Below are 24,272 nucleotides of genomic sequence, written 5' to 3'. Positions count from 1 at the left end.
TTATGGGTAACACCCTAAACAAATCTTAAACTTTAAATATTTTGTATTTATAAACAATATCTTACAATATAAAATTAAATTTATATAAATTAATGCAGTAATATAAGAGAGTATAATTTACAGTTATTCTTTTTATTACCCTCATAAGTTATATTTTTTGCATTAATATTTAAATTTTTAAAAATTTTATTATAGTTATAAACAAAATTCCATATTGTGAAACCTATCCCATATATTATTATACTTATATACATGATAATTTTCAAGAATAGACTTTTTTTTAACAAATATAATTAACTATACTGATATAGTATATAATATTTAATCTAAAATCAACTACTTTTTCTTTTAAATTATAATTTTTAAAAATTTTATTGCTAAAATCAAACTTATCAATCTACCTACTAATTTTCGGAAAACATTTCGATAAAAAATAAATACTGATTAAATACAGTTTGATTATTTTCTAATAAAATGACTTTTAATTTCAATATTATTTGACACTACACTTTTAAGTATTTATAATCAAATAATAGGAGGTATTATTATGAAAAAAAGTAAAAAAATGTTAGCCGTTGCTCTCGCTTGTTCTTTCGTTTTTAGTATGGCACAAAACGTTTTCGCTTGTACAGGTGTAATAGTTGGAAAAGATTTAACTACTGATGGCAGTTTTATCTACGGAAGAACTGAAGACTATGAAAGAAATAGAACTATGCGACTTGTTGTTCATCCAAGAGGAGAATTTAAAAAAGGCGATAAGCTTGTTGATGTAAATAATGGATTTGAATACATACACCCTGCCGATAGTGCAAAATTCTTTTCTACTCCGGACTCAACTAAAAAACCTGCTGATATGGAGCAAGGTGTATATGATGCTGCCGGATATAATGAATATGGATTAGGAGCATTCTGTACTGTATCTGCCAATTACTCAAAAGAAATTGAAGCTGTAGATCCTTATATTGAAAATGGTGTAAACGAAGCTTCTATGACAACATTTATATTAGCACATGCAAAATCTGCAAGAGGAGCTATTGAACTTCTTGCAAAAACTATAGATGAAAAAGGTGCATCTATGGGAGATATTGTTGTCTTCGGAGATAAAAACGAAGTATGGTATATGGAAATTTATTCAGGACACCAATATGTAGCAATAAAATATCCTTCTGATAAGTTCAGTGTATTCCCTAATGCTTATTGGCTTGGCGGAGTAAATTTAAATGATAAGGAAAATGTTATAGCATCTAAAGATATTGTTAAAATTGCCAAAGATGCAAAGACTTATATAGAAACTAAGGATGGTTTAATGGATATGGCTGCATCTTATGGTCCAAAAGAACTAAGAGATGTTAATCGTTCAAGAGTATGGTCAGGAATTCATGCACTTGACTCAAACTCAAAGGTTCCTTATGATGCTAAGAGATTTGAACTTTTGAATTCTTTATCTGAAAACAGCAAAAAAATTGATATTAAAGATGTTTTAAATTTAATGAGAAACAGATTTGAAGGAACTCAATACAAACCATGCGATAATAGAAAAATCAGAAATAACGACAAAACTAATACTTACAAACGTCCAATAGGAAGTATTAACACTATGCAAGCTCATATTTTCCAAATAAAAGACAATTATCCTGCAGAAGCTCCCGGACTAATGTGGATGACATTGGGAAGTCCGCTTAACATACCTTTTATTCCTGTTTTTGCAGATATAAATAGTTCTACAAAAGAATTTAATAATGATAGCGGTGTATATGATGAAGGTTCTTATTATTGGGTTGCAAGTGCAGTTAATGATTTAGTAACTTCAAACAGAGATGCTTTGGGAAAATCTACAAGAGATAAAATTCTGGCTTTTGAAGATAAAATTATGACAGAACTTCCTGAAATTGAAAAACAATGGATTGAAAAATATAACAGCAATAAAGAAGAAGCTGCAAAATTCTCAACAGAAAAAGTTACTGAACTTTCAAATAAAGCATTTGAACTTGAAATGGGATTAAAAAATGAATTATCTAAAGTTTCTAAAGTTGATATTGATGAGCACTGGGCAAATGAAGCCATCCTTAGCGGTTTATCTAAACAACTTATTACCGGTGTAGATCAATTACATTTTGCTCCTAATAACAAAATTACAAGAGCTGAATTTATAACTATTTTAGGTAGAATGGCAAAAGTTGAAAATGGTAAGTATATAGAGCCTAAAGCTTCTGACATTGAAAAAGGAAAATTCTACACAGAATATATGAACTGGGCAGTAGAAAAAGGATTAATCAAAGGATATAGTGATAATACTGTAAAACCTGACGAACAATTAACAAGAGAAGAAATGGCAGTAATTTTTGCTAATTATATAAATCTATCTACTGATACAGATTTATTAAAAGATGTTAAATCAGAAACTAAGTTTGCTGATGAAAATATGATTTCCGATTGGGCAAAAGACTCTGTTGCACTTCTTACTAATATGAAAATATTAAAAGGAAAAGATAACAATAATTTTGCACCTAAAGCTCCTCTTACAAGAGCTGAGGTTGCACAAATCATCTATAACTTATCAAATAATAAATAATGGATTATAAAGTAAAAAGGCAAGTGATTTAACACTTGCCTTTTTATTTTATAAAATAAATTGCATTAATTATATTTTTACAACAATCTTAAAATTTTATTTAAATTCATTCTCTATTATATCTATAATTTTCTTTGCAGCTGTTCCGTCACCATACGGATTTACAGAGTGTGCCATTTCATTATAAACATTATCATTATTTAACAGCTCTTTAAAACTATCGTAGATTTTATCATAATCAGTACCAACGAGCCTTGCCGTATTTGCAATAACACCCTCCATTCTTTCCGTTTCTTCTCTAACAACAAGAACAGGCTTTCCAAGAGCAGGTGCTTCTTCTTGAATTCCACCGGAGTCTGTAATTACAAGATGAACTCTCCCCATCAAATTCGAAAACGGAAGATAATCAAGCGGTTCAATCAAATGAATCTTATCTACGCCGTCAAAATATTTATGTGCTATTTCTCTAACCTTCGGATTCAGATGTACAGGGAATATTACTTCAACATCATCTTCGCTGAGAACAACATCTCTTACTGCGCTAAATATATTTTCCATAGGTTTACCTATATTTTCTCTTCTATGTGAAGTTAAAAGTACTACTCTCTTATTTTTATAATCTATGTTATTAAGTAAATCCTCTTCAAACCTATAATCATCTTTTACAGCATATTTAAGCGCATCTATTACAGTATTTCCGGTAATATAAATATTTTTATCATCATACCCTTCTCTTAAAAGATTTTCTCTATTAGAATTTGTCGGAGCAAAATGATAATTTGTAACTACCCCTGTAAGTTTTCTATTTGCTTCTTCAGGATATGGCGAATATAAATTTCCTGATCTTAAACCTGCCTCAACATGTCCAATTTTTACTTTTTTATAAAATGCAGCCATCGCTCCTGCAAAAACTGTTGTTGTATCTCCCTGTATAAGTAATATGTCAGGTTTTTCTTTATCAAGTATTTTTTCAAGTCCAAGCATAGAATTAACAGTAATCTCTGTTAGGCTTTGGCCTGCTTTAAATATATTCATATCATAATCCGGTACAATATTAAATATCTTTAACACCTGATCCAACATTTCTCTATGTTGCCCTGTAACGGCAACTACAGAATCTATATTCTTTCTCTTTTCAAGTTCTTTTACTATCGGAGCCATTTTTATAGCTTCAGGTCTTGTCCCGAAAACCAAAAGTACCTTCACGATTACTCCTCCTTTGATTTAAACATACCCGTTAAAGTAGCAATTAATATTATTGCCAAAACGATTAAAATTGAAATCATAAGACCTATCTTTGAATTAAAATCTGCAACTATATTTGCAAGAATACCAAAAATTAATGATATTATATATAACACGATTACAGTTTGTCTTTGACTAAGTCCAAGAGCAAGTAATCTATGATGCAAATGTCCCTTATCTGCTTGAACTATACTCTTTCCGCTCAGTTTTCTTCTAATCATTGCAAATGTCGTATCAAAAACTGGTACTCCAAGGATTAAAACCGGCACAAAAATTGTAAGAGCCGCTGCTGATTTCATTATACCTTCAACAGAAATATAAGAGAGAACAAACCCTAAAAATAAAGCACCTGTATCTCCCATAAATATCTTTGCAGGATTAAAATTAAAGGGTAAAAAGCCCAAGCATGATCCTGCAATTATACTTGCTATAATAGACATTTCAATATATCCAAATTTATATGCTATTGCCATCAAAGAAATTGAACATATCATAGAAACACCTGCCGCAAGTCCGTCAAGTCCATCTATTAAATTTACTGTATTTGTTATGCCAACTATCCAAAATATTGTTATCGGAATAGATAACATCTCTAAAAATATAACTGTTTCTCCAAAAGAAAACGGATTTGTAAAAAATTCAATTTTAACATTTGCAGCCACAAGTGTAATTGCCGCAGCAAGCTGAAATACAATCTTCATTTTTGGACTAAGCCCTTTTTTATCATCTATAAGTCCTGAAATTACTATTATTGTAGCTCCGACTATAAGAGCAATTATTTCCTTAGTGCATTTTACAAACGTCAATATTGAAACAACAGTAGCTACATACATAGCTACTCCGCCGGCAAGAGGCATAGGTTTTTTATGCACTCTTCTACTATCTTTTGGAATATCAATAAAGCCAAATCTATTTGCTAATCTTATGACTAATGGCGTAAGCACAAATGATATAATCATTGCAAATAAAAATGACATAATTAATTTACCCATAGATTCTCCTATTTTGTACCAAATAACCTATCACCTGCATCTCCAAGTCCAGGAAGTATATAACCGTGATCATTTAAGCATCTATCTATCCCTGCTACATATATATCAACATCCGGATGTGCTTTTCTGACAGCTTCAATTCCCTCAGGAGCGGCAAGAATATTAAGAGTCTTTACTGTAGTTGCTCCTTGAGCCTTAACTTCATCTATTGCAGCTATAAGTGATCCGCCTGTTGCAAGCATTGGATCAAGTAAAATAATAGTCCTGTTAGGAACGTCTTTAGGTAGTTTACAATAATATGTCACAGGCTTTAATGTATCCGGATCTCTGTACATACCTATATGTCCGACTCTTGCTCCCGGAACAACGGACAAAACTCCATCTACCATGCCTATTCCCGCTCTCAAAATTGGAACTATACTTATTTTTTTCCCGCTTATTTCTTTCCCTATGCATTTTTCAAGAGGAGTTTCTATTTCAATATCTGAAAGCTCTAAATCTCTTGTAACTTCATATCCCATAAGAGTAGCTATCTCCCTTACAAGCTCTCTAAAATCTTTTGAACTTGTATCAACTCTTCTAAGAAGAGTAAGCTTGTGTTGAATTAACGGATGATCTGTAACTATTAAATTTCCCATATATTTCCTCCTATAAACCAAATATCACTCTACCGCCGCAAGCTTTTAAAAGTCTATTCATAATCCCGACTCCTATTCCTCTAAGCTCAAAACCTTCGGTATATATATAATCTACTTTCTCATCATCACACTCTCTAAGTGCTTCAAATAAGTTGCTTGCAATTTCAGACATATTTTCCCTTGAACCCAAGTTTATCAAAATATGAGCCCCAATATAATAATCCTTAGTTTCTTCAGTTGCAAGAACACCTATTTTTAAATTCTTATTTTCAGATATTCTCTTATTAATCTCTTTTACAACATTATCTAAATTACCGACAAAACAATATGCCTCTGCACGAGGTGCATAATGCTTATATTTTTGACCCGGCGATTTTGGAATTTTTCCATCACTCGAATCAATAGTCGCAGAATCAATTTTTATATCAGGAATTATAATCTTTAAATCTTCAGTTGTAACTTTTCCCGGTCTTAAAATCATAGGAGGATTTACTGTCATATCAACAACAGTAGACTCAATTCCAACATCCGCACGTCCACCATCAACAATTATATCAACCTTATTATCTAAATCTTCAAAAACTCTCTTAAAACTGGTTGGTGATGGTTTACCGGATAAGTTGGCAGAAGGTGCTGCAATTGGAATCATACAATCTTTTAAAATTTCTCTTGCAATTTTATGTGACGGCATCCTCACTGCAACAGTATCAAGCCCTGCACTTACAACATCGGGAATCTTAGATGATTTTTTAAAAATCATAGTAAGAGGTCCCGGCCAAAACATATCAATTAAATCTCTTGCACTTTCAGAAACATCCTCAACCAAATCATCGAGCTGAGAAATTTCTGCTATGTGAAGAATTAACGGATTGTCTCCCGGTCTTCCCTTTGCATTAAAAATATTCTTACAAGCTGTTTCATCAAGTCCATTGGCTCCAAGCCCGTAGACTGTCTCTGTAGGAAAAACTACAAGTTTTCCATTTTTTAAAGCATTTGTAATTTCCGTAATATTTTCTCTTTTTATATTATCTGCATCAATTTTGATTACTTTTGTCTTCATAAACATCAGACCTTTCATATCTATATTATTATATCAGTGTTTCAGTATCGGTACAACAAATAAGAGCCTTATAAAATAAAATTTAATTATTTTTTAGTATTTATGTTTATTTAAAATATAGACTACTTAAAATTAGTCTATTTAGACTTTTCTGTTATATTATATCCTTTATATTTTGTTAAAATTATGATATACTACTTAGTAAGTAAATATATTTCGGAAGTATATTAGGAGGATTATAATGACAAACGTATGGGAATATGATGATTTTATTTTTAAGGGCGATGAATTAAAGGGGATGACAAAAAAAGGTAAGGATAAGGTAAAAGTTGAAGGTTATACTGATATGATTATACCTGCAACTACACCTGATGGACTTCCAGTTAAAAGAATTGGTGAAAATGCATTTTATAGAAGAAAATTAACTACAGTTGTAATTCCTGAAACAGTAGAATCAATCGGATATGATGCTTTTGGAGTATGTAGCTTAGTAGAAGTCGTAATTCCTGATTCAGTTAAAAAAATTGAAGGTTTTGCATTTTACAGAAACAAACTTGAAAAAGTTAAATTCAGCAATTCATTAGTATCTATTGCTCCAAGTGCTTTTGCTTTAAATAACTTAGCAGAAATAAACTTACCTGAAACACTTGAACTAATTGATACTTCAGCTTTCTACAAAAATGACTTAGAGGAAGTTAAAATACCTAAATCGGTAAAAAAAATAAATATGTATGCTTTTAACAAAAATAATATTTTTGAGGTAGAAATTCCAAGCTCGGTAGAATTTTTACATGAAAGAGCATTTGAACCTACAACAATCATAAAAAGAGACTAATTTAATAAATAGCCCTGCAATATGCAGGGCTATTTATTAAATTAATTATATTCTAAATTTAACAGACATTTCAAACAATATACAATTTATTTAAAACTTTAATATAATTTTTAACTAACTTTTCAAAAGTTCTTATATACCGGTATAGTCTGTTGTTTCAGGAATTTCCGGCATTTTATGTATCGGAAGATACTCACATATTTCCTTAAATCTGCTTGTGTTTTCGCTTTGAAAGGTAATAAAGAAGTAGTAAAATATCTCTTTCCCTTTAAGCCGCCAGTCTGAAAAATTCCGCCTGTGCACTGTCAAAAGTGGCGTGTACGTAATAGTTCAGGATCATGGTGATGTTGGCGTATCCCATAAGATGTTGTTGTATCTGCTTTTGCATAATAAATTTGCTCCTATATAGAAAGAACTGGAGATTACAGTTTTATAACTGTGAATCTCCGGTTCTGTGTCTTTGCATCTGGCTCTTTGATGAGTGATACATTAAATTGTTTGACGTTGATTAAAGTTTCATGTTTGCATTTTGGGCAGAACAACGAAAAGTTTTTTAACTCCGTATCTTCTCTAATTTGCAACCGTGTTTTATTTTTACAAACAGGGCATAATAACCATTGTCTTTCTCTCATATATTCATTTTTTCGACCTTCATTTTATAAAGTTACTTATTCTATGGCAGATTTTATTCATTAGGATTTATTTTTTCTTCTTTAGTCTATCCCATACTTTTTAGTTCGTTTATCATCATTACAATACCAATAATTATCATAATCAAATCTACGAGCGGTTGTGTGAACCAAACCGCTTTTATTCCAAACACCATCGGTAAAAGAATTATCGCAGGAATGAATAAGAAAAGTTGCCTAAATGCAACAATGATTCCAGCTTTTTTCCCGTTTCCGATCGATTGAAAGAAAGTAATGCTCATAACCATTACTCCGTACAAAACAAATACGGAATAGAACAACCTGAAATTACCAACACCTTGTGCAATGATATCTGCATCTACACCGAACCAATAAAGTATCTGTTTTGAAAAAAGAAGTGCCGGAATCCAAAAAATTGCCGCAAGAATAATTCCTCCGATAGAAAATACTTTCACGGTTTTTCGGACTCTATCAAACAACTTTGCTCCGAAGTTTGTCCCAACAACAGGTTGTAATCCCTGACTCATTCCCCAAAGTGGGATAAATGAAAATCCGTAAATACGCATAGCTGCAGACATTAAAATACCATTTGGATTTCCGCCATACTGAAAAGCCATTTTATAAAGCATGGTCTGCTGAATCATGAATAGAAGGTTCATCATCATAGCTGATGAACCTATTTTAAACATTTCTTTTTTAATTACAGCATTTGACTTGATCCTGTGAATTTTAACAGTCTTACTCTTTTTTAAGAAATAGTGCAGCGTCACAACCGCTTGAACGAACTGTGCTGTGATAGTCGCAAGGGCAGCTCCTTCAATAGCGTAATCACCCATAATTATCATTAAAATTGGATCAAGAATAATATTTAATAAAGCTCCAAACCCCATAATCATCATGGCTTTTTTCATCAGACCCTCACCACGCATAATCATATTGGCAGATTGTGTAAAATTCACAAATAGAGAGCCAAGAAAAATTATTCTAAGATATCTTATACCATAGTATTTGATTTCACCTGTTGCACTCACCATAGATAAAAAATGCGGAGCAAGAAGTATTCCTCCAATCGTAATGATTGCTGAAAACCAAATCACCCAAAAGATCAGATTGCCCATGATTTTATCTACGGTTTTCTGATCTCCTTTTCCTAAAGCTCGAGAAAGAACAGAAGCTGAGCCTATTCCAACTAATGTAGCCACTCCATTATTAAATATGGTCAATGTAGTAGCAACACCGCAAGCCGTCATTGCTGTTTGTCCTATAATATTTCCTGCAAAAATTCCATCCATTAGTGGATAAAGGCCAATTACTGTCATACCTATAACTGCAGGGATAGATAGCTGAAAGAGTAACTCTATCGGTTTTTTTGTCAGTAATTGAGTTTTTATATTCTGTTCCATTAATTATCCTCCAAATTTTTGCAATATAAAAAGTTTTTCAACCCAAGAATGATATTAGATATATTTTTTAAAGTCGGATTAAAGCTATCGAAGGATATACACCGCCCCTATGGCTTTGTTGAAATCACTACCACAGCCGCTGCAACCCTCACAAGACCTTTTGCCACATGATAGCTTCGTCATATCTATAATGTAACCCATTCTTTGAAGCTGTTCCAATGCCGCCATAACACTTTGCCTGTCTGTACCCAATTTGTTCGCCAAATCCATTACCGAGATAACAGCAGAACCCCTCAATTCTGCTAATATACTTTGTAGCAATAATCTCACCTCCGTTTAAAAGAACAGCAGTGCGATTCTGTATACAATCGCAGCAAGCAATAGAGCGCTTGCAATATAATAAGCGACAATGCGTACCGTCCATTTTATGCTGTGTGTTTCCGCGTAGGTGGCAGCAACCGTAATATAGCAAGGAACATTGAAGAAGAACGCAAACATGAAGGCCAAAGCCTGCGGGATAGAAACACTTGCCAGCATATTAGCGGTTACATCAGTAGTTGCAACGCCAATTCCCATAAATGCAGCATTGTAAATGTTTCCCATTGCAGCGTGTTGTTCAAATAGTGTCATTACAACGGCGAGAGCACTTTCTTTTCCGATTGCAGAAACAAGAAATGCGATAAACAGTTCCCAATTCAAACCAAAAAGCATCGTAAACGGTTCGATTGCACTTCCAAACTTATAGATTAGACTGCCTGTGATATTCCCGTCAGGTGTGTAGGATAATAGCCAAAATATAATCGTAATACATACAATCAGTTTTATAACACGGCGAAGAAATCCAGCTACACGAAGCCAAACGTGCTTAAACAGAGTTTTAAAGTTCGGTCTGTGATACGGAGGAAGTTCCATAATCAGTCCAGCACGATCCTCCGGCTTTATGATAGCATGTCCGAACAACGTTGCAGTAAATTTCATGTGTAAAAGCGTGACTGCGAATAACAGCAATATTACCCATACCACATTGCTTCCGAAAAAGGCCGAGCCCATCAGTGTGATAACGCCCCATACAGCACTGCAAGGAACAACCCAACTGGTTATGATCGAAAGTAGCTTTTGCTTGCCGGAATCCAAAACGCGCGTGGCGTTTACTCCGGCAATCGTGCAACCAAAGCTCATAAGAATAGGCATGATTGCTTTTCCATGTAGACCAAGTTTCTGCATAGTATTGTCGAATACATAGGCTATTCTCGCCATATATCCGACTTCTTCTATAAATCCAAAAATCAATATCGCGCCAAAAACAAAAAATGTCATCATGATTGCATAGAAGAAACCTGTGAGTACAGCATCACAAAGAAAGCCTATCAGAAATGCCGGAGTATTGATTGCAGATAGCCCCGTATAGGTTACTGAATAGGCATATCCATAGATAATACCCGACAGTTCAGATAGTTTGTAGCCAAGCTTGTAGGAAGCATAAATGCTGAGAACCATCACACATGCCGCAATGATTTTACCCCAAACCGGACTTGTGGCTACTTTGTCAAAGCTATTTAGCAGTGTTTCTGCTTCCCGTTGCTTTACTATCACATCTTTTGCAATCTGATGCAGCCAATTAAACTTACAATCAGCAGACTTCAAAAGACCGCTCGTCATTTGTGCTAAAAGCTCCTGTATCTCGCTCCAATCCTCTCCCTCTACGGTGTTTTTGATGCTTTCAGTTATTTCTTTGTCACCCTCAAGCAATTTGGTTGCCAACCACATACTTGTATATGTGTCGGTCTGGAATGGCTGTAATTTCTGTTCCAGTGCTGTGAACGATTCACCAATTTGTGCTTTGTATTCCTTTTTGAGAGCATCTTCGTGCAAAATATACTGCTGATAATTGCCGTTTTCCAAAAGAGCATAAAGATCACCCATTCCCGTACCGCGTGAAGCTACAAAAGGCAATACAGGGACACCTAGCAATTCAGACAAACGTCGCTCATTGATTTCGCGCCCCTGTGATTTAGCCACATCTACCATGTTCAACAAAACGACAACGGGCTGTTTTATGCCGACGATTTCCGAAAGTAAAAACATACTCCGTTCAAGCTGCGATGCATCCACCAGTGCAAAAACAAGATCAATATCATTTCCAATGATATTCCGGCGTGTTATTAATTCTTCCTCCGAGTTTGCGGACAGACTGTATGTACCAGGTAAGTCCAACAGGGTATATGCTTTTCCTTTATATTTGAAGGATCCTTCCTTTTTTTCGACAGTTTTTCCTGGCCAGTTTCCTACGTGTTGTCGTGCACCTGTTAGGGCATTAAATAATGTGGACTTTCCTGTGTTCGGCTGTCCAAGCAAGCCAATAAGAGGAGCATTTTTAGCCAATATTGCTGTGCTTTGTTTCATCTGTCATTCACCTCCACATGAATGTTGTTAGCTTCCTGTTTATTGATTGCTAGCATCGTATCGCGAGAATAAATCAGCAAAGGCAAACGTTTTACATTGCGTACAACTTTCAGTATTGCGCCTGTAGTAAGACCAACAGAAGTAATGCGGCTGATAAATCTTGCGTCACCATTTATGTCTTTTACAGTATAGTCACGTCCCTCCTCGGCTTGAGCTAATGTCAACATTGTATATCCTCCTTAACACTAAAATTGTTTTACAAATTATTTGCCCAAAATCATTGATAATATGATATAATGAGCATATACTTAATCAAGTTAGATGTTACTAACTTAATTTTAGCGTATCATTGGATTATCATGTTGTCAATTTATAGGAAAAAGCTCAAAATTATTACCATTTTGTAAAAGTCGTATAGAACAAAGGATTTGCGGCATCTTGCTTTATAATGTCTTAATTTCGGGTTGAATAATTTGACAAAATGGAGTATCCAAGGCGGGTGGAGGTAGATCAAATTTGAGCACATCCAAAAAGTATGAATATATAAGTGACGCATCTTTTTTTGTATCAGACTATTGTTTTTGTCATGAAAAAAAGGCAGAGTTTCTTAAACTAAATCCAAAAGAAAATACAGGAACAGGTGGTGTAGTCGAAATCAGTCCGCGGAAAGGACTGTATCTTTCTTGCGCAAATTGGACACCTAAAATAAGTATGGAGAGAAAGTATTGCATTCCAAAAGAATTTGTAAAACTATATTTTTTAGAAAATGGAAATGTAACTTTAATCCAAAACGGAAAGAAAAAATCCATTATACAGCATGGTGTTAATTTATATCTCAATAGACCTGCCAGCGGACGGGTACTTTATGATGCTATGACGCCAATTTGCTATGTTTCAATTCTTATCTATGGAGAATATTTCGATAAGATTGCCACAGTTTTTCCTAAAAATGACCTTTCGCTGGAAGATGTTTTTTTGTGGATGTATAAGGATTATAATACTCCTGAAATAACCAGAGTTTTCATGCAGATACGCGAGAAAATGATAGATGGAATTACATCGGCGGTATACTATGAAAGTAAGACTCTTGAAATTTTGTCGTTAATATCTCAAAGGCACTGCTTAAAACAGCAACATAATTACGAAAATACCTATCTCACTATTTCTCAAGATGAATTATATATATTGAAAAATGTGGATAAGGTTATTCGGCAAACGCCTCTGTGCCCTCCAAGTATTGAAGAATTGTGTAAAATTTCGGCTATGAGCCAAACAAAACTACGAGAATTATTCAAAAAAGTATATGGTGTCCCGCTTGGAAGATATATACAGCAATGCAAATTAGAACATTCACTTATCTTGCTGTCTGGCAATAGTTTATCCATTACCGAAATTGCAGAAAAACTTGGATATACCAATACAAGTAAGTTTTCTGCAGCCTTTAAGAAACAGTATAAAAAGACACCAAGTGAATATAGGGCAAGCACATAGTTTATGGTCGTATCTCTAGACGATTCCCAGCCTGCAAGTTTCCTATAAACTTGCTACCGAGTCTACCGAATCGGATATGTTCGTTAACAATTCTTTTCTCACAAAGGTCTGTCGCCCCAAACACTCAACGACATCAATTCGATATCACTCACGACGAAATGAACGAAAAAGATTTGAAACGTTGCAGTTATAAAAACTGTAGCGTTTTTTCTTTGTACTTTTTGGCAAAAAGTGAATTTCTGTTGTTATAGAGATTAAGGAACAAGTGGAATAGCAAGCATAGGAAATGGGTACCCTTCCCGTAAAAATCTCCATTTCCCGCAGTTCCGGCATTAAAGATTTTACTTGCTGAGAAGTGCCCCAAACCCTCTATAAAAACAGAAAGACATTTCGCCTATGGAAGACAGAAAAAAATATGCAGATTAAATTTCGTGTTACGGAAGAAAAACGCAACTTGATTGAAGAAAAGATGAAACAGATGCCTACAAGCAACATGGAAGTGTACCTTTGGAAAATGGTGATAGACGGATATATCATTCAGATCGATCATAGCGATATAAAGAAAATGACGACAGAACTTCAAAAAATCGGTAAACATCAGTCAGATTGCAAAAAGAGCTAATGCAACGAGAAATGTATATCAGGAAGACACTGAAGAAATCAAAGGAGCATTAAAAGAAATATGGCGCTTACAAAGATTAAGCCTATATATGCCTCTACTTCGTAACATAGCATGAAAAAGCGGTGTTCTTATACTTCCTTTACAGAAGCAAAAGATTACCGCTTTTAAGATTTCCTATTTAATTTTGATTCCCACAGCATACCTTTCGTATCTATGGTAAACCACTTCTATCTGCAAGAATTTTTACAGCACATCAAGGCTTTTTCCTCAAAAGTAGTAAATTCAATCTGCACTTTTGCAAATATCCTTGTATTTTAAGGGACTTGAGAGTTAATTATTAAAGTTTTAAAGAAACTTAAATAATCATTCTTATAAAAGTATAACTTTTTATTATTAAATCAAATTTTTCTAATTTCAAATATAAATAAAATAATCTAAACAAATATTTTTCGGTTTCTTGTAAAATAAAAAACAGGAGCAAAGCTCCCGTTTTTAAAATCTATTTAGTTGTACCATTTCATTAAATGTTTCAAGTTGTGTCTTAACTTGTCCAAAGTCTGCCATTTGTTGATCATATCCCATCTTAATTAGCGGTATTGATTCTTTTTCAAAAGCTTGTTTTAATGACGGATATTCCATTTCCTCCGTATCATTAAAGTTCATCATAAATAATAAACAACCGTCAGCATCATTATCAATAGCAAGATCTACAACATACTTCGGTCTCTTCCAAATTTCAGGGTCATATAAAATCGGATCTTCATCCATTCTTGCAAATTGATCTGCAAGTGCCATCATAGGATCTTCTATAGACATATCTATATCAACTTTAAATCCTCTTGACTCATGTGCAACATCATCTGCTACTATACATATTTTATAGTCATCAAATACTTGTAATAATCCCGGGTTATCTGTTATAACTCCACTTGTTACTACTCTTGCTCCATCCCAATCTTCTTCAGGAAGTGCCTTTAACTTGTCATTTAACTCTTTTAATAATGCATTATACTCATCTTTTAGCATAAAGTACGAACTTTTTAATACATGACATCTGTTTGATGCTTTTACTGTTTGTGGATGAGTTGCTGCAAGTTTTACAAATTCTCTTTTTAAAGTTCTATTTTCATTATAAACTTCGAATGCTTTCTTCAAATTTTCATCTGTTATTTCAACATCACAAATTTTTTCTAATTCTTCTTTTGCTTGCTTGAAGATTCTTGCATTATAAGTTTTACCAAAGTCTTCTTTTCTGTGTTGTGCATGGTTTAAGAATACCATAGGTATTTTTCTTCCTGCACTAACTTTATAGTTTTGTGAAAATGGTCTTAATGTATCATCAAGTGTTGTTACCATAGATGCTGATAATCCGTCTAATGTTCCGTCAAGTGCCATTTCTAAGCATCTTAGTGCCATTGAATAATAGAATGTAGGGAAATAATCCTTAGCTTTTACTATAGGTCCTTGTCCTCCCCATACTCCCATTGGTACAAGTCCACCCGCATACACTATTTCTTCCGGAGCATAGTATGGAAAAATTCCAACCGCTTTTTTACCTTGTGCAAGATAATTATCTAATTGTTCTCTCGGATTATTTGCAATATGCTCAAATTTTTCTAATAATTCTCTTATTTCACTCATAGTTAACCTCACTCTATAGTAGCTTTTGACCAATCTGTTTCTTTAGTGTTGTCAAAAGTAGTATAAATTTCTTCGCCTTTAGCTTCTCTCTCAGCTTTACGTTCATCCATAATCTCAACTAATCCTTGAACTCTTGTGTTGTATTGTTCTGTTGAGAAATTTCTTTCATCAGCTTGGTCCCCGTCAAAGTGAACAACAGGAATGTCTAAGTCTTCCTTCCATCTTCTTTCAATTTCAGGCATAGCACCACTCCATGGCTTACAGCTACGATTATAGTTTACAAGAGCACCGCTTATTCCATTTTCTTTGGCCATAGTTTCACGCCATTCAACACCGTCTTCTATACAAACAGAACATGGCGCTTTACAATAAGCTGCTGCCATTTCTCTAATACCTTCATATCTAAATCCGAATGCAGGAGCATATACTACTGCTGTAACATTTACTCCATTATTTTTTAGAGGCTCAAACAAATGTCTTAATCCCGGCCAACAAGGTATTCCTTCAAATAATATTCTGTGCTCTTCAGGATATTCCCAAGTTGAAGTTCCTTCTTTTACCGATTGTTCAAACTCTTCTGCCAAAAGTTCAAATCCTTCTGCAGCTCTAACATCACATCTTGCAGCTACAATATCTGCCATATGATTGAATAAGTCAAATCCACTTAAAGGTGACGGCTTATACTTCATATAAGAACATGCTTTTAACCATGCTGATGCTGTTCTGTTGGCAAGCTTACAAGCTTCTTCAAATTTCTTTTCATCAAATTTTTTGCCTGTTAATTCTTCTAATTGTTTAATAGCATATTCAAATTGACCTACTAAATAATCTACTTTTTCTTCAGGTACATTTACTGTATTTTGAAACGGTATGTCAACCATTATCATTGGTATATTATGAATTCTCGCAATATTTTCATACCACTTTGTCATCATATTACAAATATTATTACAACAAAGAACAAAGTCAGGTTGAGGCATTTTTCTTGAATCTGTAGGTTCTCCTGCCGCATATGCAATTGATATTCTTGCATAACCGCAAATATCATTATCATATCCCATATCTTCAGCTGCTTGGCATAATCTTAGTCCATCTTTTTTTGCAGCAGTTGTAGCTGCATGATTTTCAGGATACACTACATTTAAGTCAAAAGCCTTTGCAAGTTCAATCGGGAACTTTGAAGAACTCCATCCTACTAATTCTCCTCTTTCTTTAGCTGCCCAAGCATCACCATATACGCTATCTACTACTCCCCTCAAAACTGCAGCAGCGCTCTTATGACCTTCTATAGGTCTTGGTGTTTTTCCTGGTATTTTTTCTAAAATTTTTCCAGACATACTTTCCTCCTAAAATATTTTAACAATTATATCTTACTTTTTCTTAAAACAGCTTTATACTTTTGATAACCGAATAAAGCCGCTCCTAATGCTCCATTAAGCTGACATAAAGGACTTGTTTTTATTTTATGACCTATGTTTTCTTCAAGTGCTCTTACCATTCCTTTATTAAGAGCTACTCCTCCCGTCATTATCACATCGTCAACAAGTCCGACTCTCTTTGCAAGACTTCCTACTCTACTTGCAATTGCAAAATGAATTCCTCTTACTATATCTTCAATAGAAGTTCCCTGTGCCAATTGAGATATTACCTCAGATTCTGCAAAAACTGTACAAGTTGAACTTATTGCAACTTCTTTAGTTGCCTTTGCATCTAAATCTTGTAAATCCGAAACATCTACTTCAAGAACTCTTGCTATTACATCTAAAAATCTCCCTGTTCCTGCAGCACATTTATCATTCATTACAAAATTTTCCAATACTCCTCCATCTCCAATTTTTAATGCCTTTGCATCTTGTCCTCCAATATCTATTATTGTATGAACCCTTGGAAATAAAAAGTATGCTCCCTTTGCGTGGCATGAAAGTTCAGACATTTGAAAATCCGCTTCTTCCAAAGCATTTCTACCATATCCTGTTGCCATTATAAATGCAATATCCTCTCTCTTTAGATTTGCTTCATCTAAAACAGATTTCATTGCTCTTGTAGGTCCTGATGTTCCCGCTCCTACATCAATTACAGCCTTTGCTATTAATTCTTTACCATCTTTAAGAATTACACATTTTGAGGCAGTTGAACCTATGTCAATCCCCATTGTGTAAATAGAATCTCCCATACAATCTCCTCTTCATATACGCAAATATTTTTATTAAATATTACTATAATTTAATTGTACTATCATTTCAATTAATTGTCAAAGCTATATAAAATTAATGTTCATTTTTAGACGTTTACGATTTATATTTATCCTATACATAGTAACAGGCAGGTTTTATCCTGCCTAATTTTGTATTACTTTTACTATATAGAAGTCTCCGGCATATAGCCGGAGAATATTTTATTTAGAATATAGATTGTTAAAATCACGAATTACTCTTGGAAGAAGCATTTGATGCATCGGACAAATTGATTCCGGATTTTGATATACGGATTGTGTAAATGCAACAATATAATTTCTCAACAAGTTCATGTTTACTACTTCATCTACAAGTCCGGCTTCAGCACAGAATTGTGGTCTTGACTTTTCAACATAAGCATTAATTAGAGCATTCATCTTATCTATTGTCGGTTGAAGATCTTTTCCTGATTTTTTATCTTTTGCAAGTCTTCTTGAGAACATCGCAACAGAAGCTGTTTCTCCATTCATTACATTTATTTCAGTAGTTGCAGTTCCTAAACTAAACGCATTTGTATCGTTCCCTTGAGGTCCTCCAAGTACATAGTGAGCGGCAGCTGTTCCCTTTCTAAGAGTAATTTCCAATTGAGGAATATTTGAATTTTGAATTGAATATATCAAAGATTGACCAAGTCCAAGTAATTCAGCTTTTTCAGCATCATCACCTACATCAATACCTGTTGTATCTTGAATCCAAACAATTGGAAGTCTATCTCTTGCACAAAGTGTTACAAATTCATTCATTTTTATAAGACCTTGTCTATATAACTTTCCGCCAATACCAATGCTCTTTTCCTTGTATTCAGGATAATTCATTAGGAATCCTTGAGTATTTGCAACAACACCTACTAAAAGTCCATCAACTTTTGCAATTCCTGTTACCATTTCAGGTCCATATCCCTTTTTATATTCCATAAATTCAGAACCATCAAATAATCTTGAAATTACATCATAGATATTGTAAGTTCTCTTCGGATTCATAGGAACTATTGAATATAGATCATTTGCACTAAATGCAGGAGCCTTAGGATCATCTACTCTAAAGAAATCAAGATCATAGCTTGGAAGCATATCCATATAGTTTCTTATAGCTTCGATAACTCCTTCTTCTTCCACATAAACTTCTCTGAAAAATCCTGTTTGAGCAAAGTGTACTCCAACTGATCCCGGAGGAGTTGTTTTCTTAACATTCATTGTAGCATCTGCAATTTGATTAGCACTTTCTTCATCTATATATCCCTTTGGATTCATTCCTCCAAGTATACCGGCTCCACCTACTGCCATATTAGCATCTTTATGAGCAAGAAGTATTGTTGGTGATATTGAATGGTATCCTCCACCTGCAGGATTTGTTCCATAAATACCTACAATTACAGGTACTCCAAGTTGATTTAATTCAGAGTTTCTATAGAAAGGTGTTCCTCCTCCACGTCTATTAGGATAAACTTTTTCTTGTTCATCAAGCTTAACTCCTGAACAATTTAATACATATACTAGTGGAATTCTAAGTCTTTTAGCTGTATCACTGGCACGTAGCAGATTTTCCGCTTGTCCCGGAACCCATGCTCCTGCAAGTTTCTTATTATCTGATGCAACTATTACTGCCCACTTGTCGTTAATTTTTCCAAGTCCCTTTATAATACCTGTTGAACCGTTTGAATTGTTTTCAGGATTATATAATGAATTTAGCGGACACCATGTTCCCTCATCTATAAGTTCAGCTATACGTTGAAGTGCTGTCCATTCTCCACCTTCATTGATTTTTTCATCAGGTTTTCCTTCAGCTTGTACTTCTGCTATTCTTGCAGCAAGTTCTTCTTCAACTTTTCTAACCGCTTCTATATTTTCTTCATTAGTAGCTTTTAATGGGCTACCTATAACGCTCATATTCTTAAAATAAACGTTCATTGAATAATTACTCATCTATTATCTCCTTTAGTCTTCTTTAGGTACTTTGATAAATGCTTCGCCCGGATCAATTTCTTCACGAATTAATTTAATTACCGCTTCATCAGGAGCATCAAGTAAAACTGCTCTTGAAACATCAATATCAAATCCTGTATTTTCAATTACATCTTCAGGGCTTGATGTTGGATAATATCCTGCAAGATACATTTTCTTTGTATCTTCATCAAACTTTAAGATACCCCTATCTGTTACGACCATTTGTGGTCCAACATTTCCAGGAATTCCTGCTCTGTCTCTTCCTCCAGGACCATCCATCCAACCAGGTGAAGTAACATAATCTATTTTTTCTATAAATCTTCTCTTTTCATGTTGCATCATTATTACAGTATTTACATAAGATGCAATACCGTTTGCTCCACCGGAACCCGTAAATCTTGTCTTTGGACTGTTATAATCTCCTATAACTGTTGAGTTTACATTTCCATATGGGTCAATTTGTGCTCCACCTATAAAAGCTATTATTCTCTTTTTATCATGTAACCATTCACAAGCTTCAAATCCTATAAATCTTACATTTGGCCACTGTACTGCACAGTGCGCCATAAATCTATTATCTCCAACTGATCTTGGAACTTCTATAGGAGAACAATCCATTAAACCGCTTTCTACAATAATATTACAATTTGGAGCAAATACTCTTTTAGCAACTGATGCCCCTATTAATGGTAATCCTGTTCCTACAATTACAATTTGATCATCTTTAATTTGTTTTGCAATTGTTACTGCCTGCATTTCTTTATTTGTATAATTATCATATCTTGCCATTGTTATTTAACCTCCTTTAGGACATTTGTAGCATATCCAAAGCCTTTTACAGGTTTTAAATTAAGAAGTCTTGTTGCTCCTAATTTATCAAGATATTGATTATGATCTTCTATATCATAAACCCATTCTTTCATATAATTGTTAAAGCTTTCTTCATCTTTACTTACTACATCATACATCTTGTAGAAGCTGGAATCATAGTCATAATAATCATAACATTGAGATGGATGTGCACCATATGGTAGATGAACTACAGCATCAACGCAGAATCCCGGAATTGAATTAAGAGTCGGATCAAGTCTGATCTCTTCATTACTTACCAATTCTTCACAAGTTACTATAGTTTTTCTTGCAGCTACTGCAATATCAACATCATGGAATTCATCTCCGATAATTCTACATGTTCCATCCGGAGAAGCAACTTGAACGTGAATTACTGCTGTATCAATTACAGGAACCGGTACTGCTACCACTTTTTTATCTCCGTTAAATGGATTTTCTACATATACATATTTGTCATTTGGAAGTTTATCTATTTTTTGTCTTTCTTCTTTTGAAATTCCCCATTTATCAACAAGGTCTGTACCCATCATTAATTTAACCGGTAGATAAGGAAGACCTAATGATGCTGCATGAAGTCTTAACATTTCTACGTCTTGTGAATAGTCTTCAAATAATAATGTTCCGGCTTCAATTGCTTTTCTAAATCTTCTTGAAACATTAGTATAACCTGAGTTTGCAGTATAACAGTTTATATATGCTTTAACTCTATTTTCTCCAATCATCATATCCCAGTCTCCGCCTGCAGGACCTGCTTCAGCGATAAAATCTTTCTTTCCTTGGCGAAGAATTTCATAAACAGCTGCATATGGCTTTCTGTTTGTGGTAAATCCACCGAAAGATATTACATCTCCATCTTCTACAAATTTACTTATAGCATCTTTTAAACTATAAATCTTACTCAATGTAATGCCTCCTTTTATTTTTCACTTATTATTACATAGAACAATTGAGAATCTCGAAAAGATCCCCAATTGAAATAAACATCTTAACATCAACTACCGAATATTATTAAAAATACTCCGGCTGCTACTGCAGATCCTATTACTCCGGCAACATTCGGTCCCATGGCATGCATTAATAAGAAGTTGGTAGGATTGTATTTTCTACCTTCAACTTGAGCTACACGTGCAGCCATAGGTACTGCAGATACACCTGCTGATCCGATAAGCGGATTTATTTTTCCGCCGGTTACATAATATAGAACCTTTCCGAATAATATTCCTCCAACTGTTGCAAATGCAAATGCAACAAGTCCAAGGCATATAATTATTATAGTTTTAAGACTTAAAAATATCTCTCCGTTTGCAGTTGCTCCGACTGTTGTTCCAAGCATTATTGTAACAATGTTCATAAGAGCGTTTTGTGCTGTATCTGAAAGTCTTTCAGTAACTCCGGATTCCTTAAATAAATTACCAAGCATAAGCATACCAAGAAGTGGTGCTACCGAAGGTAATAACAAAGCTGTAAATAATATTACAACTACCGGGAAAACTACTTTTTCTGTCTTAGAAACTTTTCTAAGAGCTACCATTTTTGTTTCACGTTCTTTTTGAGTAGTAAGAGCCTTCATAATTGGCGGTTGAATTAACGGTATAAGTGCCATATATGAATAAGCTGCTACTGCTATAGGAGCCAATAACTCCGGTGCCAAATTATTTGTAACATAAATTGCAGTAGGACCGTCCGCTCCTCCGATAATAGCTATTGATGCTGCCTCTTGAGGTGTAAACTTTCCTGAAGCTATAGCTATTATAAATGCAATATAAATTCCAAATTGTGCTGCTGAACCCAATAATAATGAAATAGGATTTGCAATAAGAGGACCGAAGTCTGTCATTGCACCTACACCCATAAATATTAGGCATGGGAATAAATTAGATTTAACTCCACCGTAAATAATTCTCAATACCCCTTGAGTATACCAAGGATCAGCCTCTCTCATAAGATTTGCCTCAGGTAAATTTGCAAGCATCATACCAAAAGCAATAGGCAATAATAGAAGAGGTTCAAAACCCTTTCTAATAGCAAGATATAATAATACGAAGGATATTAGAATCATTACCCCTTGTTGCCAAGTCATGTGAGCAAAGCCCGACTCAGCTAAAATACCTGATAATGCTTCGAAAAAAATCACTTTAACTCCTCCTAAATTACTTAACTTCTGCTATAAGTGCATCTGTATCAACTGTTTGTCCTGTTGTAACTTTTATAGAAACTGTACCGTCACATGGTGCTACTATTTCATTTTCCATCTTCATCGCTTCAAGAATTACTATAACTTCTCCGGCTTTAACTTGTGAGCCATCTGCTGCTACTATTTTCCAAATATTTCCAGGCATTGGTGCTAAAACTTGCTCTCCACCTGTTGATGCTGCTTTAGGTGCCGGTGCCGCAGGTGCAGGAGTAGGTGCTGCCTGTTGTACAGGTGCAGATACCGGTGCTGGCGCCGGTGCGCCAAAATCTGCCATAGTAAGTGATTTACTTGCGCCTGATACTTTTTCCACTTCTACTTCAAAAACTTTTCCGTCTACTTTTACTTGATACTTCATTTTAATTATTCTCCCCTTCATAATTATTTCTTTTCATTTATAGATACTATCTTAAATTTGTCTACTGACTGTCTCATTTCAGCACTCACTGCAGCAATTATTGCAGCAACTAATGCCTTATCAGTTTTATCTTCAGCAACCTTCACAGGTGCCGGACTCGGAGCACTCGCAGGCTTATTCTCTTCTTTCACTACAGAATTTACTACTGATGAAATTATTTTTACGAATAAAGCTATTGAAATTAGAGCCAAGAAAACTATCGAAAATCCTGTTAAAGCTACTTGAAAGGCTTCTCCGATAGTCATACTAGTTCCTTGCCACATTATTACACCTCCTCAAATTTCATAATGTAGAATGAATTCCAACTTATTTTCATTATATCAAAACAAAAATATAATATCAATCACTTTAAAGCTAATAAAAAATTTTTTTAAGCAGTTTTTTCCTGTTTATTTCGCTATAAAACTCAATTGCTAAAGCACTTCAATTACACAATATAATCCCTCTCTATTATAATTAAAAATTATAATTCCCCTTAGAACTCTTAAAAATTTATTTATCTTATTTTTCCGCTTATAAAAATCATATTCTTTATCCGCCATATGATTTCACATAAACTATATTTCAATAAATGGTTTCCTAAACTTAGCTCACTTAATAAAAAATTTATCGTCATAAATCTTCAAAACAATCTCTCCCTTATAATACCATCAACTTTCTATATTTAATCCCGAAAGTCCACTTAACTGCTTCAAAATATAATCTAAATATTCATCACCCGAACTCATATGGCATCTCTTTTATTTTTTCATTATACTATACATATGGTAGACTTTAATGCTTAAAGCCTTTATAATTATTGAAGGAGGTAATAAAATGAAAAAAATATTAGTTTTATCACTATTTCTTTGCACTTTGATTGCAAAGAACGTATATGCAAAAGTATTACCGACAGATCAAAAAGTATTAGAGCGGGAAGAGCTAATCCATCTTTATTAGATAAAATAACAGTAGATTATTATGGACAAGCAACACCTCTTAATCAAGTTGCGGGTATATCTGCTCCAGAGCCTAGACTTCTTGCAATTACTCCTTGGGATGCAAGCTTAATACCAGCTATTGAAAAGGCTATATTAAAATCT

At 34.1% G+C, this 24,272-nt stretch carries 23 protein-coding genes and 2 pseudogenes; 5 read left to right on the top strand and 20 right to left on the bottom strand.

Features of this window, described 5'->3' with window-relative positions; translation table 11 throughout:
- Positions 1-547: 547 nt before the first annotated feature.
- Complete coding sequence (locus HMPREF0629_RS01985) at positions 548-2,572, top strand: C69 family dipeptidase (protein ID WP_036730518.1); 2,025 nt, start codon at positions 548-550, stop codon at positions 2,570-2,572.
- Positions 2,573-2,668: 96 nt separating this feature from the next.
- On the opposite strand, the gene wecB is transcribed toward HMPREF0629_RS01985, so the two are convergent.
- From wecB to HMPREF0629_RS01965, 4 genes are read right to left on the bottom strand one after another with little or no spacing between them, the layout of a single operon-like run.
- On the bottom strand, positions 2,669-3,778 hold the full coding sequence (gene wecB / locus HMPREF0629_RS01980) for a non-hydrolyzing UDP-N-acetylglucosamine 2-epimerase (RefSeq protein WP_009221699.1): 1,110 nt from the start codon (positions 3,776-3,778) through the stop codon (positions 2,669-2,671).
- A 2-nt stretch (positions 3,779-3,780) separates the two neighbouring features.
- Positions 3,781-4,809, bottom strand: coding sequence for a glycosyltransferase family 4 protein (locus HMPREF0629_RS01975; RefSeq protein ID WP_009221698.1), 1,029 nt, complete (start codon positions 4,807-4,809; stop codon positions 3,781-3,783).
- 8 nt (positions 4,810-4,817) lie between these two features.
- Entirely contained in the window at positions 4,818-5,447 is a 630-nt protein-coding gene (upp, locus tag HMPREF0629_RS01970) for a uracil phosphoribosyltransferase (protein WP_009221697.1), read from the bottom strand.
- Between the two features lie 10 nt (positions 5,448-5,457).
- Complete coding sequence (locus tag HMPREF0629_RS01965; RefSeq protein ID WP_009221696.1) at positions 5,458-6,507, bottom strand: L-threonylcarbamoyladenylate synthase; 1,050 nt, start codon at positions 6,505-6,507, stop codon at positions 5,458-5,460.
- Positions 6,508-6,748: 241 nt separating this feature from the next.
- On the opposite strand from HMPREF0629_RS01965, the gene HMPREF0629_RS01960 reads away from it, so the two are divergent.
- Positions 6,749-7,342, top strand: a complete 594-nt coding sequence (locus HMPREF0629_RS01960; protein ID WP_009221695.1) for a leucine-rich repeat domain-containing protein — start codon at positions 6,749-6,751, stop codon at positions 7,340-7,342.
- A gap of 268 nt (positions 7,343-7,610) precedes the next feature.
- Here HMPREF0629_RS01960 and HMPREF0629_RS08110 read toward each other — a convergent pair.
- From HMPREF0629_RS08110 to HMPREF0629_RS01940, 6 genes and pseudogenes are all read right to left on the bottom strand, one after another.
- Positions 7,611-7,712 (bottom strand): annotated as a pseudogene (locus HMPREF0629_RS08110) (site-specific integrase); the annotation flags it as partial.
- Between the two features lie 52 nt (positions 7,713-7,764).
- Entirely contained in the window at positions 7,765-7,974 is a 210-nt protein-coding gene (locus HMPREF0629_RS07790; protein ID WP_009221694.1) for a cysteine-rich KTR domain-containing protein, read from the bottom strand.
- A gap of 86 nt (positions 7,975-8,060) precedes the next feature.
- The gene (locus HMPREF0629_RS01955) at positions 8,061-9,395 is read right to left on the bottom strand and encodes an MATE family efflux transporter (RefSeq protein ID WP_009221693.1); all 1,335 of its coding nucleotides are present in this window, start codon (positions 9,393-9,395) and stop codon (positions 8,061-8,063) included.
- Between the two features lie 84 nt (positions 9,396-9,479).
- Positions 9,480-9,725 carry a helix-turn-helix domain-containing protein gene (locus HMPREF0629_RS08175; RefSeq protein WP_009221692.1) on the bottom strand — a complete coding sequence of 82 codons (246 nt, stop codon included), beginning with the start codon at positions 9,723-9,725 and terminating at the stop codon, positions 9,480-9,482.
- A 6-nt stretch (positions 9,726-9,731) separates the two neighbouring features.
- The gene (gene feoB / locus HMPREF0629_RS01945; RefSeq protein ID WP_009221691.1) at positions 9,732-11,798 is read right to left on the bottom strand and encodes a ferrous iron transport protein B; all 2,067 of its coding nucleotides are present in this window, start codon (positions 11,796-11,798) and stop codon (positions 9,732-9,734) included.
- Complete coding sequence (locus tag HMPREF0629_RS01940) at positions 11,795-12,025, bottom strand: FeoA family protein (protein WP_009221690.1); 231 nt, start codon at positions 12,023-12,025, stop codon at positions 11,795-11,797. Before HMPREF0629_RS01940 ends, feoB begins: the two co-directional genes overlap by 4 nt.
- A gap of 289 nt (positions 12,026-12,314) precedes the next feature.
- On the opposite strand from HMPREF0629_RS01940, the gene HMPREF0629_RS01935 reads away from it, so the two are divergent.
- On the top strand, positions 12,315-13,289 hold the full coding sequence (locus tag HMPREF0629_RS01935; RefSeq protein WP_009221689.1) for an AraC family transcriptional regulator: 975 nt from the start codon (positions 12,315-12,317) through the stop codon (positions 13,287-13,289).
- A gap of 415 nt (positions 13,290-13,704) precedes the next feature.
- A pseudogene (gene mobC / locus HMPREF0629_RS01930) lies at positions 13,705-14,026 on the top strand (plasmid mobilization relaxosome protein MobC).
- Positions 14,027-14,403: 377 nt separating this feature from the next.
- Here mobC and HMPREF0629_RS01925 read toward each other — a convergent pair.
- From HMPREF0629_RS01925 to HMPREF0629_RS08105, 10 genes are all read right to left on the bottom strand, one after another.
- Positions 14,404-15,552, bottom strand: coding sequence for a 2-hydroxyacyl-CoA dehydratase subunit D (locus HMPREF0629_RS01925; protein ID WP_009221688.1), 1,149 nt, complete (start codon positions 15,550-15,552; stop codon positions 14,404-14,406).
- 8 nt (positions 15,553-15,560) lie between these two features.
- Positions 15,561-16,889, bottom strand: a complete 1,329-nt coding sequence (locus tag HMPREF0629_RS01920; protein ID WP_009221687.1) for a 2-hydroxyacyl-CoA dehydratase subunit D — start codon at positions 16,887-16,889, stop codon at positions 15,561-15,563.
- Positions 16,890-16,915: 26 nt separating this feature from the next.
- Entirely contained in the window at positions 16,916-17,725 is an 810-nt protein-coding gene (locus tag HMPREF0629_RS01915; protein WP_009221686.1) for an acyl-CoA dehydratase activase, read from the bottom strand.
- Positions 17,726-17,947: 222 nt separating this feature from the next.
- A complete protein-coding gene (locus tag HMPREF0629_RS01910; RefSeq protein WP_009221685.1) occupies positions 17,948-19,708 on the bottom strand; it encodes an acyl-CoA carboxylase subunit beta in 1,761 nt (586 codons plus the stop codon).
- A 12-nt stretch (positions 19,709-19,720) separates the two neighbouring features.
- Positions 19,721-20,518 (bottom strand): glutaconate CoA-transferase subunit B, encoded by a 798-nt coding sequence (gene gctB / locus HMPREF0629_RS01905; RefSeq protein ID WP_009221684.1) that lies wholly within the window; start codon positions 20,516-20,518, stop codon positions 19,721-19,723.
- Between the two features lie 2 nt (positions 20,519-20,520).
- On the bottom strand, positions 20,521-21,483 hold the full coding sequence (gene gctA / locus HMPREF0629_RS01900; RefSeq protein ID WP_009221683.1) for a glutaconate CoA-transferase subunit A: 963 nt from the start codon (positions 21,481-21,483) through the stop codon (positions 20,521-20,523).
- A gap of 89 nt (positions 21,484-21,572) precedes the next feature.
- Positions 21,573-22,661, bottom strand: a complete 1,089-nt coding sequence (locus HMPREF0629_RS01895) for a sodium ion-translocating decarboxylase subunit beta (RefSeq protein WP_115737035.1) — start codon at positions 22,659-22,661, stop codon at positions 21,573-21,575.
- A gap of 70 nt (positions 22,662-22,731) precedes the next feature.
- Positions 22,732-23,130, bottom strand: coding sequence for a biotin/lipoyl-containing protein (locus HMPREF0629_RS01890; RefSeq protein WP_009221681.1), 399 nt, complete (start codon positions 23,128-23,130; stop codon positions 22,732-22,734).
- Positions 23,131-23,153: 23 nt separating this feature from the next.
- Positions 23,154-23,453, bottom strand: coding sequence for an OadG family protein (locus tag HMPREF0629_RS01885; RefSeq protein ID WP_009221680.1), 300 nt, complete (start codon positions 23,451-23,453; stop codon positions 23,154-23,156).
- A gap of 150 nt (positions 23,454-23,603) precedes the next feature.
- Positions 23,604-23,732, bottom strand: coding sequence for a hypothetical protein (locus HMPREF0629_RS08105; protein WP_255263806.1), 129 nt, complete (start codon positions 23,730-23,732; stop codon positions 23,604-23,606).
- Positions 23,733-24,038: 306 nt separating this feature from the next.
- Here HMPREF0629_RS08105 and HMPREF0629_RS07785 point away from each other — a divergent pair.
- On the top strand, positions 24,039-24,272 hold a 234-nt coding region (locus HMPREF0629_RS07785), incomplete at its 3' end, for a ribosome-recycling factor (protein ID WP_009221679.1).

It is taken from the genome of Peptoniphilus sp. oral taxon 386 str. F0131 (genome assembly GCF_000090945.1).
Lineage (GTDB): Bacteria > Bacillota > Clostridia > Tissierellales > Peptoniphilaceae > Anaerosphaera > Anaerosphaera mikwangii.
This window is presented reverse-complemented; position numbering and strand designations above follow the sequence as displayed.